Origin of the sequence: Runella sp. CRIBMP, from assembly GCF_009905605.1 — a bacterium.
Classification (GTDB): Bacteria; Bacteroidota; Bacteroidia; order Cytophagales; family Spirosomataceae; genus Runella.
In genome coordinates this window covers 47,762-62,404 of sequence record NZ_JAAAKZ010000012.1, presented here as the reverse complement: position 1 = coordinate 62,404, position 14,643 = coordinate 47,762, and the positions used below count along the sequence as shown (strand labels likewise).

The 14,643-nt window shown below is 43.9% G+C and carries 18 protein-coding genes; 14 read left to right on the top strand and 4 right to left on the bottom strand.

The window, feature by feature from the left end; all coding sequences use genetic code 11:
- The first annotated feature begins 57 nt into the window (after positions 1-57).
- Together GVN20_RS22205 and GVN20_RS22200 are read left to right on the top strand one after the other, a co-directional pair.
- The gene (locus GVN20_RS22205; RefSeq protein ID WP_166560463.1) at positions 58-666 is read left to right on the top strand and encodes a redoxin domain-containing protein; all 609 of its coding nucleotides are present in this window, start codon (positions 58-60) and stop codon (positions 664-666) included.
- A gap of 120 nt (positions 667-786) precedes the next feature.
- Positions 787-1,683 (top strand): DUF1684 domain-containing protein, encoded by an 897-nt coding sequence (locus GVN20_RS22200; RefSeq protein WP_166560462.1) that lies wholly within the window; start codon positions 787-789, stop codon positions 1,681-1,683.
- A gap of 138 nt (positions 1,684-1,821) precedes the next feature.
- Here GVN20_RS22200 and GVN20_RS22195 read toward each other — a convergent pair whose 3' ends face one another.
- Positions 1,822-3,108: an O-acetylhomoserine aminocarboxypropyltransferase/cysteine synthase family protein gene (locus GVN20_RS22195; protein WP_166560461.1), complete on the bottom strand. Its 1,287-nt coding sequence runs from the start codon at positions 3,106-3,108 to the stop codon at positions 1,822-1,824.
- A gap of 768 nt (positions 3,109-3,876) precedes the next feature.
- Here GVN20_RS22195 and rpsF point away from each other — a divergent pair.
- The 3 genes from rpsF to rplI are packed head-to-tail and all read left to right on the top strand — an operon-like array spanning position 3,877 to position 4,968.
- Positions 3,877-4,251: a 30S ribosomal protein S6 gene (gene rpsF, locus GVN20_RS22190; RefSeq protein ID WP_114069875.1), complete on the top strand. Its 375-nt coding sequence runs from the start codon at positions 3,877-3,879 to the stop codon at positions 4,249-4,251.
- Positions 4,251-4,502 (top strand): 30S ribosomal protein S18, encoded by a 252-nt coding sequence (gene rpsR / locus GVN20_RS22185; RefSeq protein WP_013930944.1) that lies wholly within the window; start codon positions 4,251-4,253, stop codon positions 4,500-4,502. The genes rpsF and rpsR overlap by 1 nt, the downstream gene beginning before the upstream one ends.
- A gap of 22 nt (positions 4,503-4,524) precedes the next feature.
- On the top strand, positions 4,525-4,968 hold the full coding sequence (gene rplI / locus GVN20_RS22180) for a 50S ribosomal protein L9 (RefSeq protein ID WP_114069876.1): 444 nt from the start codon (positions 4,525-4,527) through the stop codon (positions 4,966-4,968).
- A 63-nt stretch (positions 4,969-5,031) separates the two neighbouring features.
- Here rplI and GVN20_RS22175 read toward each other — a convergent pair whose 3' ends face one another.
- Positions 5,032-5,340 (bottom strand): YtxH domain-containing protein, encoded by a 309-nt coding sequence (locus GVN20_RS22175; RefSeq protein WP_166560460.1) that lies wholly within the window; start codon positions 5,338-5,340, stop codon positions 5,032-5,034.
- Positions 5,341-5,555: 215 nt separating this feature from the next.
- Here GVN20_RS22175 and GVN20_RS22170 point away from each other — a divergent pair, with 215 nt between their 5' ends.
- From GVN20_RS22170 to GVN20_RS22155, 4 genes are all read left to right on the top strand, one after another.
- A complete protein-coding gene (locus tag GVN20_RS22170) occupies positions 5,556-6,773 on the top strand; it encodes a cysteine desulfurase (protein WP_310586844.1) in 1,218 nt (405 codons plus the stop codon).
- 61 nt (positions 6,774-6,834) lie between these two features.
- Positions 6,835-7,263: a SufE family protein gene (locus tag GVN20_RS22165; RefSeq protein ID WP_166560459.1), complete on the top strand. Its 429-nt coding sequence runs from the start codon at positions 6,835-6,837 to the stop codon at positions 7,261-7,263.
- Between the two features lie 42 nt (positions 7,264-7,305).
- Positions 7,306-7,617, top strand: a complete 312-nt coding sequence (locus GVN20_RS22160) for an SUF system Fe-S cluster assembly protein (protein WP_114069879.1) — start codon at positions 7,306-7,308, stop codon at positions 7,615-7,617.
- 63 nt (positions 7,618-7,680) lie between these two features.
- Positions 7,681-8,109 carry a BrxA/BrxB family bacilliredoxin gene (locus tag GVN20_RS22155; RefSeq protein ID WP_166560458.1) on the top strand — a complete coding sequence of 143 codons (429 nt, stop codon included), beginning with the start codon at positions 7,681-7,683 and terminating at the stop codon, positions 8,107-8,109.
- A 70-nt stretch (positions 8,110-8,179) separates the two neighbouring features.
- Here the strand turns inward: GVN20_RS22155 and GVN20_RS22150 are convergent, their stop codons facing one another.
- Positions 8,180-8,914, bottom strand: coding sequence for a bifunctional 2-polyprenyl-6-hydroxyphenol methylase/3-demethylubiquinol 3-O-methyltransferase UbiG (locus GVN20_RS22150; RefSeq protein WP_166560457.1), 735 nt, complete (start codon positions 8,912-8,914; stop codon positions 8,180-8,182).
- A gap of 153 nt (positions 8,915-9,067) precedes the next feature.
- On the opposite strand from GVN20_RS22150, the gene GVN20_RS22145 reads away from it, so the two are divergent.
- The 5 genes from GVN20_RS22145 (at position 9,068) to GVN20_RS22125 (ending at position 13,674) form a co-directional block, all read left to right on the top strand.
- Positions 9,068-10,171 (top strand): VWA domain-containing protein, encoded by a 1,104-nt coding sequence (locus tag GVN20_RS22145; protein WP_166560456.1) that lies wholly within the window; start codon positions 9,068-9,070, stop codon positions 10,169-10,171.
- A gap of 57 nt (positions 10,172-10,228) precedes the next feature.
- Positions 10,229-11,422, top strand: coding sequence for a multiheme c-type cytochrome (locus GVN20_RS22140; RefSeq protein WP_166560455.1), 1,194 nt, complete (start codon positions 10,229-10,231; stop codon positions 11,420-11,422).
- A gap of 187 nt (positions 11,423-11,609) precedes the next feature.
- Positions 11,610-12,185, top strand: coding sequence for a Crp/Fnr family transcriptional regulator (locus GVN20_RS22135; protein WP_166560454.1), 576 nt, complete (start codon positions 11,610-11,612; stop codon positions 12,183-12,185).
- A 68-nt stretch (positions 12,186-12,253) separates the two neighbouring features.
- A complete protein-coding gene (locus GVN20_RS22130) occupies positions 12,254-13,045 on the top strand; it encodes an SDR family oxidoreductase (RefSeq protein ID WP_166560453.1) in 792 nt (263 codons plus the stop codon).
- Between the two features lie 116 nt (positions 13,046-13,161).
- Complete coding sequence (locus GVN20_RS22125) at positions 13,162-13,674, top strand: GNAT family N-acetyltransferase (protein WP_166560452.1); 513 nt, start codon at positions 13,162-13,164, stop codon at positions 13,672-13,674.
- 6 nt (positions 13,675-13,680) lie between these two features.
- On the opposite strand, the gene GVN20_RS22120 is transcribed toward GVN20_RS22125, so the two are convergent.
- On the bottom strand, positions 13,681-14,517 hold the full coding sequence (locus tag GVN20_RS22120) for an alpha/beta fold hydrolase (RefSeq protein ID WP_166560451.1): 837 nt from the start codon (positions 14,515-14,517) through the stop codon (positions 13,681-13,683).
- Positions 14,518-14,643: the final 126 nt, after the last annotated feature.

Genomic DNA, 14,643 nt, shown 5'->3' with positions numbered 1-14,643 from the left:
AAAGTAGGCAAATGTTGACCTCATTTATAATTTAAGAATCCGTAAAAAGTATAAAAAATGAAATCAATCATCAAAATCGTCGGTGAAGACTACATTATATCTTCTCTGCCAAAGTCGTATCAAAAAATTCAACCCTTAAAAAACCGAGACACCCTTCCTCTGGTTCGCATCAATTTAGAATTAGGTGTTTGGCAATATCTCCCGTCGAGCTTGCAGACCGCTGGTACGATGTATCTTCATCAGTTGTTGCAGGATGGGCCGTTGGTGATTAGTACTTACAGTCCCGACTGGAATGAGTACGGAGAGCGCCACTTAAAACTCCTCAACGGTATTTATCCGCGTATCCGCGCGCTCGGTGGAAATTTGCTCGTGCTGACTACGGAGTACTTTAAAAACATCGTCCACACGATTCAAGAACATGACCTTGGGTTTAATATAGTACAGGATTATGAAAACAGAATCAGCGAAGCGTTGGGCGTTTATTCTAAATACGAGCCCGTCTGGGACCGAATTGCGGGTATCTCAGAAGATGTGCCTTTTGCGGCCACGTTTGTGGTCAACGCCGACCGTCGCATTGTGTACAACTACGTTGACCCTGATTTTGAGTATGTTGTATCCGATAAAGAAATTGAAAAGGCCGTTAAAATTGCACGATTATTTGGGTAAATAAGACTAATCGAGTAATACTTAAATTGAGTAACTGTTCTTTTTTTATTGACACGCAATTTTTGCATTTTGTACGTCAGAATACTCTTTTACAAGCGCAATTTTTAAACCTAATCAGAAATGAAAGTTTCTTTAGAATTTAAACTTATTTTTTGCCTGTTCTCAATCTTGATTTTGACGGGGTTTCAGCGGATTTCTGACGATAATACCTACGTAAATGACCTTAAAACATGGCATCAAAAACGCATTGAAGGCCTCAAAGCCGAGAATGGTTGGTTAAATCTAGCGGGCCTGTTTTGGTTGGAAGAAGGCAAGAACAGTTTCGGAGCCGATGCTAAAAATAAAGTGGTCTTTCCAACTGGAAAGAGTGCTCCTTTGCTGGGCTATTTTACCCTCAAAAACGGTGAAGTTTGGGTTGATATTGAACCCCATGCGAAGGTATCGGTCAATAAAAAACCTGTTACCTCGCTTAAAATTTTTCCTTCTGAAACTAATATCGTACTCGAAAGCGGGTCTTTGCGGTGGTTTGTGATTAAGCGTGGGACTAAATTTGGGATACGTCTTCGGGATTTAGAGAGTCCAGAATTACGGCATTTTGCAGGGGTAAAAACCTACTCAATTGACCCCAAATGGCGCATAGAAGCCAAACTAGAACCAGCGACAACTGATAAAAAAATCGCGATTACGGATGTAACGGGCCAAACATCGCTGCAAGCGTCTCCCGGTACGTTGGTTTTTACTGTTGATGGAAAAGAACACCGTTTGGATGCCGTAGAAAGTGAAGAGCAATTATTTATTCTTTTTGCCGATCAAACCAGTGGCAAAGAAACCTACGGAGCAGGGCGTTTTTTGTACGCCGAAAAGCCAAACGAACGCGGAATCACCGTTCTGGATTTTAATAAATCTATCAATCCGCCTTGTGCATTTACGACTTTTGCAACCTGTCCGTTGCCACCCAAACAAAATCGCTTATCTATTGCGGTGACGGCGGGAGAGAAAAACTATGGAAATCATTAAAACCGTACCTACGAAACTTAGCTCTGGTACACATGTGACAAGAAAGAGGTAATTCGAGTGTGTATGTCTAATTTAAAAGCTCCAAATCAGCGATTTGGAGCTTTTAAATTAACCCACCTATAATTAAAAAGTTTACACTTACAGCTTGCTTAATGCTTGCTCAATATCGGCCTTAATATCGTCGATATGCTCAATGCCGACCGAAAGACGTAGTTGGTTGGGGTCAACTCCCGCCGTAACTTGCTCTGCTTCCGAAAGTTGAGAGTGTGTGGTAGACGCAGGGTGAATGATGAGCGTTTTTGAATCGCCTACATTGGCCAGATGACTGATTAACTCAAGACTATTTACAAACTTCTCAGCCTGTGCTTTATCACCTTTTATCTTAAAAGAAAGTACTCCACCAAAGCCCCGTGTGAGGTATTTTTTCGCTAGTTCATGGTATGGACTGCTTTCCAGTCCTAAGTAATTAACGCTCTCAACGGCAGGGTGTTGTTGTAGCCATTTTGCCAGATTTAGTGCATTTTCGCCGATGCGCTCTACCCTTAGCGTCAGGGTTTCTAAACCTTGCAGCAACAAGAATGAATTGAACGGTGATTGAGAAGGCCCCCAATCGCGCAGGCCTTCTACGCGGGCGCGAATGATAAACTGAATGTTACCAAAAGGACCGCCGATGCCAAATACGTCGTTGAGTACCAACCCGTGATAACTTGGTGACGGAGCGGTAAATTGAGGGTATTTACCGTTGCCCCAGTTAAAGGTGCCTGCATCGACGATCACCCCACCCATGGTAGTGCCGTGGCCGCCAATCCACTTCGTAGCCGATTCTACCACGATGTGCGCGCCGTGTTTGATGGGTTGTGCAATGGCACCGCCTGCTCCAAAGGTATTGTCAACGATTATGGGTAAGTCGTATTTCTGCGCCAGTTTGGCAAATGCGTCAAAATCAGGGACATTGAAGCCCGGATTTCCGATGGTTTCCAAGTAAAGGAACTTGGTTTTTTCGTCAATCAATTTCTCAAAATCTTCAACTTTATCACCCGATACAAAACGGGCTTCTACGCCGATGTTTTTGAACGAGTTTTTGAATTGATTGTAAGAGCCACCGTACAGAAAAGAAGTTGTAACAAAATTGTCGCCGACGGTTGTGATATTATTGATCGCTAAAAATTGTGCCGAATGCCCTGATGCCGTCGCCAATGCCGCAACCCCACCTTCGAGCGCCGCTATGCGTTTTTCGAAGACATCGTTTGTGGGGTTCATGATACGGGAGTAAATGTTTCCGAACTCTTTGAGTGCAAATAGATTAGCCCCATGTTCGGCATTGTTAAAAACGAAAGAAGTCGTTTGGTAAATAGGGACCGCGCGGGCATTGGTGGTCGGGTCGGGGGCTTGTCCTGCGTGAAGTTGGAGCGTTTCAAATTTCATAAGACTGTTTTTTGATTAGATGTAAAATGAATCTGAGTGATTGGAAAAACGAGAAAAGGTTTTTTCACGAAGCACTTCTTAACTAAAGACAAGCAACTGCCTTTTTTCTTAGTGTTTCGTAAAAAAAGACAAAAAATTGTGCGTTGGCTGTTTTGATGCCAGCGAGAAATTCTAATAATTCACCCAATTTAGCTATAATATTAAGGAGTAGGTGAGTTTTGATTCGAGAACTGACATGGTCAAGGTGTTTTGTGTACAATTGAATAAAATGGTATAAAAATCTAGCCTTTGGGGGATAAACTAATCTGTTTTTAGGTGTAAAAGTACCGTCGCGCAAATTTGCGCGACGGTATCCCCGCATTTTCAGTATTTGGCAGCGTCATGTGCCGCATTGGCCGCCAAATTGACATCTAACTGAAAACCTTTAACAACAAAACTACAAAATCAGACTTAGGTAAAAATTTATTTAATATATATATATAGTATACTAAAATAAAGACTAATTTAATATTTAGTTCCAGCTAAAGTGTACGATTAGACCGAGTTTGTTTATTCTCTTTAACGTCTAGCGATTTAATTCCATTGCAAATATGGATAAAATTGCCTGAAAATTCCAAGGGTTACTCTGAAAAACTTTATGATTTTTGTTTTACGGCTCATATTTTGCTGGGTTTTTTACACTATTTTTTGTGCTTTTCTCAAAAAAAGCTACCTTTGCGCCCTCATTTACAATGAGTTCATTAGTATAACCATTTAACAATTCTCAGTATGTTTACAAAACAGTATGAGATGGTGTTCATTTTAACTCCCGTTTTATCTGATCAACAGATGAAGGACACCATTGAGAAGTTCCGCAAAATCCTTACCGACAACGGTGCGGAGCTCGTACACGAAGAAAATTGGGGCCTAAAAAAATTGGCTTATCCAATTCAGAACAAGAACACAGGTTTTTATCACCTCATTGAGTTCAAGTCTGCGCCTTCTTTGATTCAAGTCGTTGAGACTGAATTCCGTCGCGATGAGCGCGTAATGCGCTATTTGACGGTAGCTATGGAAAAACACCACGTAACGTATGCCGAGCGCAAACGCAGTGGATTAGTTGGAAGAAAACAAACCGAAACAGCTAAGGAGGGCGACGCATAATGACACTAGTAAACGAACCAATCGAGCGTAATCAAAATCGCAAAAAGTATTGCCGCTTTAAGAAAGCTGGTATCAAATTCATCGATTACAAAGATCCTAACTTCCTTTTGAAGTTGATCAACGAGCAAGGTAAAATTTTACCTCGCCGCCTGACAGGTACCTCTTTGAAGTACCAACGTAAGGTGTCGCAAGCCATCAAGCGTGCGCGTCACTTGGGATTATTGCCATACGTAGCTGATCAATTAAAGTAAAAACGGAAGGAGAAAACTGACGATGCAAGTTATTTTAAGAACTGATATTGCCGGACTAGGATATAAGAATGATATCTTAGAGGTGAAAGCCGGTTATGGTCGCAACTATCTTATTCCGCAGGGATTTGCGGTAATGGCGACCGAGTCCAACAAGAAGCAATTGGCCGAAAACTTGAAGCAAGCTGCTCACAAGGCCGAAAAAATCAAAAAAGACGCCGAAGATTTGGCCGCAGCCATCGGTGAAATGACCGTTGAAATCGCCGCTAAAGCGGGTGACAGCGGCAAAATCTTTGGTCGTGTAACGAGCATCCAAATTTCGGAAGCCCTCAAAGCCAAAGGATTTGACGTTGATCGTAAGAAAATCACGGTTGAAGACGTAAAAACCATCGGTACCTACAAAGCTACGCTTGACCTTCACAAAGAAGTGAAACATGCCGTAACGGTAAATGTAGTAGCTGAAGCGTAATCTACGCTCAATATAAAAAAAGTGGCGCTACCGAAAGGTGCGCCACTTTTTTTGTGCCCTGCCCTAAGGGGTAGGAGGCGTTGTGGTTGGGGCAGAGCCGCCTTTGCCTCGGATATTGTCGAGCAAATCCTGAAGAATTTTCTCGACTTCTGGGGAATATTTTTTGAGGGTATCAGAGCCCTGGTTTTTGAGCTGCTCGAAATACTCCGGAATCTTTTCAAGGGAGTCTTCGGCCTCCGTTTTCAGGTCGCCCGCCTTGGATTTAAGGTCTTCGACCATTTTTTCGCCTTCGTCTGTTTTTAAATATTTGTGTAACGCTACCCCGGCAGCGGCTCCCAGAATAAACGTAGCTAAGTGTTTGGCATTGACCATGGTATTTGTGGTTTTAGTTTAAAAACATAAACAATATAGCACGATTAGATGACGCAAAAAATGATTTTTACACCAACGGTTGGCTTTTTATTTAGACTTTATAAAACTCAACTCTAATTTTGTGTGTTTTATTTCTATACAACAACGTTAATGTCGGCTACTTTACTATTTTGTTGACTATTAACGGGAATTACTCACCACTAATTTTCCATAAAGTGCTTGATATCCAAAAAATTCGGCAGGACTTTCCCATTTTAAGCGAAGTAATCAACGGAAAACCGTTGGTCTACTTTGACAATGCCGCTACTACTCAGAAGCCACTACCCGTTTTGAATGCCCTGACGCGTTATTATGAGCATTTCAACGCCAACATTCACCGAGGAATCCACCATTTAGCTGAAAAAGCCACGTCCGCCTTTGAGGCATCGCGCCATAAAATTCAGACTTTTTTGAACGCCCGCCACGTGGAAGAAATCATTTTTACCTACGGCACCACCGACGGTATCAACTTGGTTGCTCAAAGCTACGGACGAACCTTTTTGAAAGCAGGCGACGAAATCATCATCAGCACCATGGAGCACCATTCCAACATTGTGCCTTGGCAGATGTTGTGCGAAGAAAAGGGCTGTGTGCTTCGCGTGATTCCCATCAATGACGAGGGTGAATTGCTAATGGACGAATACGAAAAGATGCTTTCTGAGAAAACAAAATTCGTTTCGGTTGTCCACGTTTCCAATGCCCTCGGAACCATCAACCCCGTTGCTGAAATCATTGAAAAAGCCCACGCAGTGGGGGCTAAAGTGCTGATTGACGGCGCCCAGGCCAGTTCACACATTGACATTGATGTACAGTCCTTAGATTGTGATTTTTACGTATTTTCGTTACACAAACTTTATGGCCCTACGGGCATGGGTGCGTTGTATGGCAAAAAAGACATTCTTAACGCCATGCCGCCGTACCGTGGTGGTGGCGAAATGATTAAAGAAGTAACATTTGCCAAAACTACTTATAGCGATTTACCCTATAAATTTGAAGCCGGTACACCCAATATTGCCGATGTGGTAGCGGCCTATACGGCCGTTGAATATGTAGAAAAGCTTGGTAAAAAACAGATTGCAGACTATGAGCATGAGCTGCTCGTTTATGGTACTGATGCCCTGCAAAACATTGAAGGATTGACACTAGTGGGGACGGCCAAAGAGAAAGTGAGCGTCATTTCCTTTGTGATGGATGGGATTCACCCGCAGGATGTGGGCGTCATTCTCGACCAACAGGGCATTGCTGTTCGGACGGGGCATCATTGCACCCAACCTTTGATGCAGCGACTCGGAATTCCCGGAACTTCCAGAGCCTCCTTTGCGGTTTATAATACCAAAGAAGAAATTGATAAATTAGTCGTAGGTTTGGAGAGAGTTAAAAAGATGTTGAGTTAAGAAACGTGATTTGGGTTTTAGCGACTCGGTATTCAAATCGAAAACAGGATTTACAGGCAATATGACAATCAACGAAAAACAAGACGAGTTAATTGAAGATTTTGAATTGTTCGACGACCAGTTGGACAAAACACAGTATATTATTGACTTGGGTAAAAAACTTTCGCCCATTGCGGAAGAATATAAAACGGATGAAAACCTGATTCGCGGGTGTCAGTCGAAAGTGTGGCTGCACTCCGAAATGCGCGGTGATGTGGTGCATTTTGAAGCCGACAGCGAACCGACGGCGCAAATCAGCAAAGGTCTAGTGAGCCTTTTGATTAAGATATTGTCGGAAGAAAAACCCGAAGATGTTGCCAATGCCGATTTGTACTTTATTGATAAAATAGGCATGAGTAGCATCATTACGTCTCGGCGCGCGGGTGGCTTGGCTTCGATGATTGCCCGAATGAAAGAGTTTGCGCAACGTGCCGCCGAAAAAGTTAGTTAATACAATTGCATTCAGCGCTCATTAAGATTAACCCTAACAAAAATGACCGAATCAGAATTAAAAGAAGAAGTTATCAAAGCCATAAAGTCGGTTTATGACCCCGAAATCCCCGTGGATGTATGGGAATTAGGCCTGATTTATGACCTAAAAATATTTCCTGTAAACAATGTCTACGTCGAAATGACCCTCACGTCGCCGTCTTGTCCATCGGCAGGGACGATTCCTGCCGAAATTGAACAAAAAATTCGGGAAGTAGAAGGCGTCAATGATGTAAGTGTAGAATTGACTTGGGATCCCCCTTACTCACAGGATATGATGAGTGAAGAAGCCAAACTTGAACTTGGATTTTTGTAAAACCTTCTCAGAGAAGGGATGTATACCATTAAAAAACTATAAACTTAAAACTGTAATCTGATTATGTATCCTCCTCACTTAGTAGCTCCGATGAAAGAAGATCTGACGAGCGTAGGATTTCAACAACTCACCGACGCGGCCGATGTTGATAACTTCATGGCCAATGCCAAAGGAGTATCGCTCGTGGTGGTAAACTCGGTCTGCGGATGCGCAGCGGGTGCTTGCCGCCCAGGTGTAAAAGCAGCATTGGCGTTTAGCGACCTAAAACCCGACAATTTGGTGACGGTTTTTGCGGGTGTTGACCAAGAAGCTACCGCCAAAATGCGTGAATATCTGTTGCCATATCCTCCTTCATCTCCTTCCATTGCCATTTTTAAGGATGATGAATTGGTGCATTTTATTGAGCGTCACCACATCGAAGGCCGCAATGCCAAAATGATTGCGGAACATTTGGTGATGGCATTTGAAGAGTTCTGCGGAGAGAAAGCATAAGCTAATTTTTTTGCTTTTACTGCCAGAAGCTAACTTCCCGAAAGTTTCATACTTTCGGGAAGTTTTGTTTTTAAAATATCTTTACCCCTGCGCCTGTGTGTTTACACAACACTGCATACGCATTGGGTTTTACCTGACGCAAAGGGGAATTTTCGAGCAAAAATGCCTTTGTTTTGTACACCAGCCGTTGCTTCCAGTCTTTCATTAGGTAGGAGACGACTTCGTCGCTGAAGAACAAAAACAATTCGTCAATGACCTCAAAACCTTCTGATTTTAGTAAGAACTTAAATAGTGCGGGCGTATAAATATTGATGTGTCCGTAGGAAAGAAAATGGTCTATTTTGCGGTCTACGAATAGGCTAAAATCAATCGGAACCTCAAAAAATTGGTACTCCGACACGCGGGCAATCTCTCTCAGCAACAATCTCGGATGCTCCACGTGCTCAATAACATGCGAGCAGGTAGCCAACGGGAACGCTTTATCTTCGTATGGAATCGTATAACCGTCAAACAGTTTTACTTCTCGCAACGATTTCAACTGACGCTCATTGATTTTTTCAATGCCGCTGCCTGAGATTTCTACCGCGTGCAGGTTTTCCGTAAACCCACGGCTGTCGAGTTCTTTCAATACAGCTCCGTCGCCCGCCCCGACGTCTAGTACCTTTTTAAAGTTAAATTTTTGGCATAACTTTATAATGTCATCCGCTTTTTGACGCGCGCCAATCTCACGCCATTGGGCATCAGAATTAACGTATTGTTGGTCGTAGACAGTTTGTATCGAGGAGGAAAGCGGGGCGTTTGGCATAGTTCAGAAGGTAACAAATACGATTTATCTTCCCCAAAATTAATTAAAAGCCGTGAAATCCCCGTAGATTATCCAAAAGTCCCTAAACTTCCTGGGGGATTTGAGTGTTAAAATAACGTAGAACAGTTCTCATCCTTAACTTGACAATCTCTCATGCTTGGTCATCGTTTTTCGGAATTTAAGCCCACGGAACAAACCGGTAAAAATAAATTTGACGAGTTGTTGAACATCTTTCAGCAACTTCTGCTGATGAATTCGGGTGATGTAACCCAAGCCATGGCTTGGATGAGTCAACTGGACCGTCAGTATAACCTCACCAACGACGAATACGGCATTGGTGATTTCTTTGAAGACCTCAAACGCAAAGGTTACATTACGGAGGAAAACGAAGAAGGGAAGGTCATTATGACCCCCAAAACCGAGCGGAGCATTCGTCGGAGTGCGCTGGAAGAAATTTTTGGTAAGCTCAAACGCTCCAAAGCGGGCGGCAACCATCACACCCCTTATACGGGCACAGGCGATGAGCTGAGCAGCGATGTACGTGATTTTCAGTTTGGTGATACCCTCGACCAAATTGCCATGACCGAATCCATCAAAAACGCCCAAATTAACCACGGAATCGGCGAATTTTTTCTGGTAGAAAATGACCTCGAAGTGGTGGAAAAAGAGCAAAAAACCTTCACCGCTACGGTGTTGATGATTGATGTAAGCCATTCCATGATTCTTTACGGCGAAGACCGCATCACTCCCGCCAAAAAAGTGGCCTTGGCGATGGCGGAGTTGATTAAAACCAAATATCCCAAAGATACGCTCGACATCATCGTGTTTGGCAACGACGCGTGGCAGATTCAGTTGAAAGACCTCCCATACCTCGAAGTGGGTCCGTATCACACCAATACCGTAGCTGGCTTGGAGTTGGCAATGGATTTGTTGCGCCGCCGCAAGACCAAAAACAAGCAGATTTTTATGATTACCGACGGCAAGCCGACTTGCTTGAAAGAAGGCCTTCGGTACTACAAAAATAGCTTTGGCCTCGACCGAAAAATCGTGAGCAAAACCCTCACGCTGGCGGCCCAATGCCGTCGCTTGGACGTGCCAATTACGACCTTTATGATTGCTTCCGACCCATATTTAAAACAATTTGTGCAGGAATTTACGCGGGTCAACAATGGCCGCGCATATTATAGCAATTTGCAGGGATTGGGCGGTTTTGTACTGGAAGATTTCCAGCGCAATCGTCGGAAAAATATGAAGTAATTGATGTGAGCGTTGGAAAGTTTTCAGAACTTTCCAACGCTTTGTTTTTGATAAAAAATGCAAAAAAAGATTGTTTACCTATCGCTGATTGTTTTTGCAGGTATCGTAGCCTATCAAGTATTCCTAAAAGCAACCGAAAAAGAAATTCATCCCCTGACCAAAAGCTGGGAAAAGGCTGTACCGCACCAACAAATTCCGCAGGGATTGGCGTCGTTGAGTGCCGAGCAGTGTGGTGCGTGTCACGTAAAGCATTACGAAGAATGGCAACATTCTACCCATTCGCACGCGTGGACGGACTTGCAGTTTCAGGCCGAATTGAAAAAAGAGTCTAGTCCTTACTTATGCATCAATTGCCATATTCCGCTCCAAAATCAACAGGAGTTTATTGTGACGGGACTGATTGACGGTGATATTTATCAGCCCGTCAAAGAGAAAAATCCTCATTTTGATAAAAAACTTCAGCAGGAAGGGATCAATTGCGCGAGCTGCCACGTACGCGACAACGTCGTGATTGGCTCCACTGGCACCACGAAAGCCCCCCATGCCACCCGAAAAGACCCCGTTTTTCTTTCCGAAAAGCTGTGTATTTCGTGTCATAATGCCAATGCGGTCGTTACGTCTACGTTGGTGTGTTCTTTTGAAACGGGCGATGAATGGAAAGCCGGACCGTATTATGGGCAAAAAAACTGCATAAGCTGCCACATGGAACCCACAAAGCGAGAGGTTGTGGCGGGCTTTGGCGAGCGATTGAGCCATTTGCATTATTTTGCGGGCTCGGGCATTCCTAAAGTAAAAGGAGCAAAAACCAAAGCGCTGAACGGCTTGGCTTTTTATCCCTCTAAGGTGGAAAAATCTTATGCTGTTAATCAAGAAATTGTTTATCATCTCAAACTGAAAAACGAATTTGCGGGTCACCGAGTCCCTTCGGGAGACCCCGAACGATTTTTCGGTATTTCAATGGAGTTATTGGATGAAAATGGTAGACCAATCGCTCAAAAAACGGATAGGATAGGGGAGAAGTGGGAGTGGTATCCAGCGGCTAAAAAGTTGGAAGACAATAATTTGAACCCAAAAGAAGAGCGCACTTTTGCCTTTGCTTACAAACCTACAAAAAAACAAAAACTGACACTTGCGGTCAAAGTGACCAAAAATCGCCTAGACCAAAAGTCGGCCGACTATAATAAACTGGATGAGCGTTATCCTTTGTTTATCACCGTGTTTGAGGAGAAGTATGCGATTGAGGTAAGGTAAACGCTAATGTACTGAAGGTATCCTCAACGACCCGAAATTTTTTAACCACGGAGAGACAGAGTAACGCAGAGGGTTAATGATATGAGACAGGATTTTCTCCGGTGACCACATATCGGCTCTTTAACCAAGGTGTAAAGAGAGGGGAAATTGGCTGAAATAATCAGATAGTAAGTAAAACAGAATGAATATGTCGTATTCAAAGTTAGGGGCATTGCTAAATCAATTGGTAGCGGTGACGGCTGCGGATATGGAATTGGCTCATTCCATGTTTGAACCCCTGGTGTGCGGCCGAAATGAACCTTTGGTGGAATATGGCAAAGTAGCCAAGTACATGTATTTCGTCAATTCGGGATTTGTCCGGGCTTACCATTTGGAAAAAGGGGTGGAAATCACCAATCATTTGGCGGGAGCGAATACATTTATTACGTCTTACAACAGTTTTACCGCGAAAACCATCGCCGACGAAACCGTCCAAACCATTACCCCATGCGACCTTCTGCGTATCACCAAAGATAATCTGGATCGGTTGTACCGTAAAAGCCATCATTGGGCACTGGTGGGTATTATGATGGCAGATAAGTACCTGGTTTTTAATAATCAGCGCGGCAAAGATCTCATCACACTGAGTGCCGAAGAGCGGTACCTGAAATTGATGCAGGAGGAGCCTGCCATTATTCAAAACGTTCCGCTGCAATACATTGCTTCGTATATCGGCATTGAGCCCCAAACATTGAGCCGAATTCGGCGAAAGATCATTTCTTAACTTTTGTTCAGCAGATTGGTTTTGGGGGCGCCTAGTTTTGCTTCATAAATCATCCAACAAAAGAAATCATGAAGAATTTGATCAACAAAACGGCGCTCATCACGGGTGCCTCTTCCGGGATCGGTGAAGCATTCGCGTACCAATTGGCTAAGTTGGGCGTCAACGTCATCATTACGGCGCGCTCAGAGCAAAAGTTAAAGGACATAGCCCAAAGGATAAAAAGCACTTATTCGGTAAACGTTCTGGTGCTTTCAGAAGATTTGGCTGCCAAAGGAGCCGCTGAATCACTCTTTCATAAGATCAAAGCGGAAAATTGGTCCGTTGACCTCCTGGTCAATAATGCCGGTGTGGGAAAATGGGCGGGTTTTCTGGAAGAAACTGTTGAAAATTATGAAGAAATGATCGAATTGAATATCACTTCTTTGATGAAGTTAACGTATCTTATATTGCCCGAAATGCTCCGAAAAGGAGAAGGCGGCATCATCAACGTTGCTTCCACGGGATCCTTTCAGCCCTGTCCGTACATCGCGGTGTATTGTGCTTCTAAGGCTTTTGTGTTGAGTTTTTCGGAAGCCCTTTACGGAGAATATCGCTCAAAAGGCATTACGGTCACCGCTCTGTGTCCCGGCAATACCGCCACTGGATTTCAATCCTATGCCAATGCCGATACCCGGGGAATGCGCAGCGATACGCCCGAACGCGTGGCAAAAGAAGGGATAGCGGCGCTGCAAAAAGGGAAAAGTTATACAATAGTGGGAATGGATAATTACTTTCAATCGTTGTTGCCGCGGTTTTTACCCCGCAAAGCAGTCATCAATATAGTAGGCGGGATGATGGGAAAGAAAGTGAATAAGAAATAAATACTTTCATAACCCCTTGCCGGGCAGACAGATTGAGATACGTTTTAGTTTCCAGAGCGTTATTCGACGTGAATGCAGTACTTTTGTTGTTATACCAATCAACCTCTCGACTGTTCATGATTATCAGAAAATCTACCCTGGAAGACTTACCTTCCATTCTGCAATTGTACAAAGATGTAGCCCGTATTTCGGGTGGAATTGCACGAAAAGAACACGAAATTTCAGAAGCCTATATTCTAAACTTTTTGACCAAAAGTCTCGCCAATGGCTGCTCAATGGTAGCCGAAGATAATGGAAAAGTTGTGGCCGAAGTGCATACGTATTCTTTGGGAATAGAGTGTTTTACACATTTATTTGGCGACACTACCATTTGTGTACATCCTGATTATCAGGGAAAAGGCCTAGGGAGAAGAGTATTTTCAGCCTTGTTAGACTATGTCAAGCAGGAGCGTAAAGATATTTTGCGGGTAGAGCTTCACGCCCGCGAAAGTAATGCTGCGGCCATCGAATTATATAAAAAGCTGGGTTTCAGGGTCGAAGGACGCGCGGTGGGGCGCGTCCTTGACCCTGACGGCCGCATCGTTGCCGATGTACCGATGGGATGGTTGAACCCTAATTTTGTACAATAATCCCACTTATTCCATAACAGGTACCGGCTGCTGAATAAACGCCGCCAAGTCGTGGTTTAATTGGGGCCAGTTGGTATAGAAAAAGCCGTGGGGGGCGTCTTCGTACGGGATTAGCTGAGAACCAGCAATGCCTGCGTGCAAGATTTTGGCGCTAATATCAAAAGGTACGATTTTATCGCCCGTGCCGTGGATAATCAACGTAGGAACATTAATTGAGGCCAATTCTTCGCTTAAATCGGCTTGACTAAACGTCAGAATGCAGTTGATGAAAGCCCGAGGCGATGATTTCATGGTTAACCCGTGAAACCAATCCATGAGTTTGCTGCTCAGGGGAGAACTGATGATTGTAGCCCCAAAAAAGTCTTTCGAAAAAGATTCCATGAAGGCAGCGCGGTCTTCAATGGCGTTTTCAATCATGCCGTCAAACACCGATTTTTCAACGCCGTCTTCAAAGGCAGGTGTTTTTAGTAAACGTGGAGCGGCGGCTCCGAGCAAAACCAATTTTGCGATGCGATTGCTGCCGTGTCTGCTGATATAGCGAATGGCTTCGGCGCCTCCCATCGAAAAACCCACCAATACAACATTGTGTAAATCAAGTTCTTCAAAAACAACCTGTAAGTCATCGGCGAGCGTGTCATAATCGTAGCCCGCCCAAGGTTTATCGGATTGGCCAAAGCCACGTCGGCCAATCAGGATGCAGCGATAATCGTTGCCCAATTGATTGATTTGATATTCAAACATTTCGTGGCTAAGCGGCCAACCGTGCAAAAATACGACGGGTTGTCCCTGACCCCAGTCTTCAACGTGGAGCTGTACATTGGGTGCGGTGGTTATTTTAGGCATAATAGAACGAAGTTAATAGCAGTCAGTAGGCACAAACTGCGGTTGAAACAATAGTTCTATTTCCGTTAAACAAGTATGCCGCCCATGGTTTCGGCAAAAAAATCCCCAACTTGGTCAAAGTTGGGG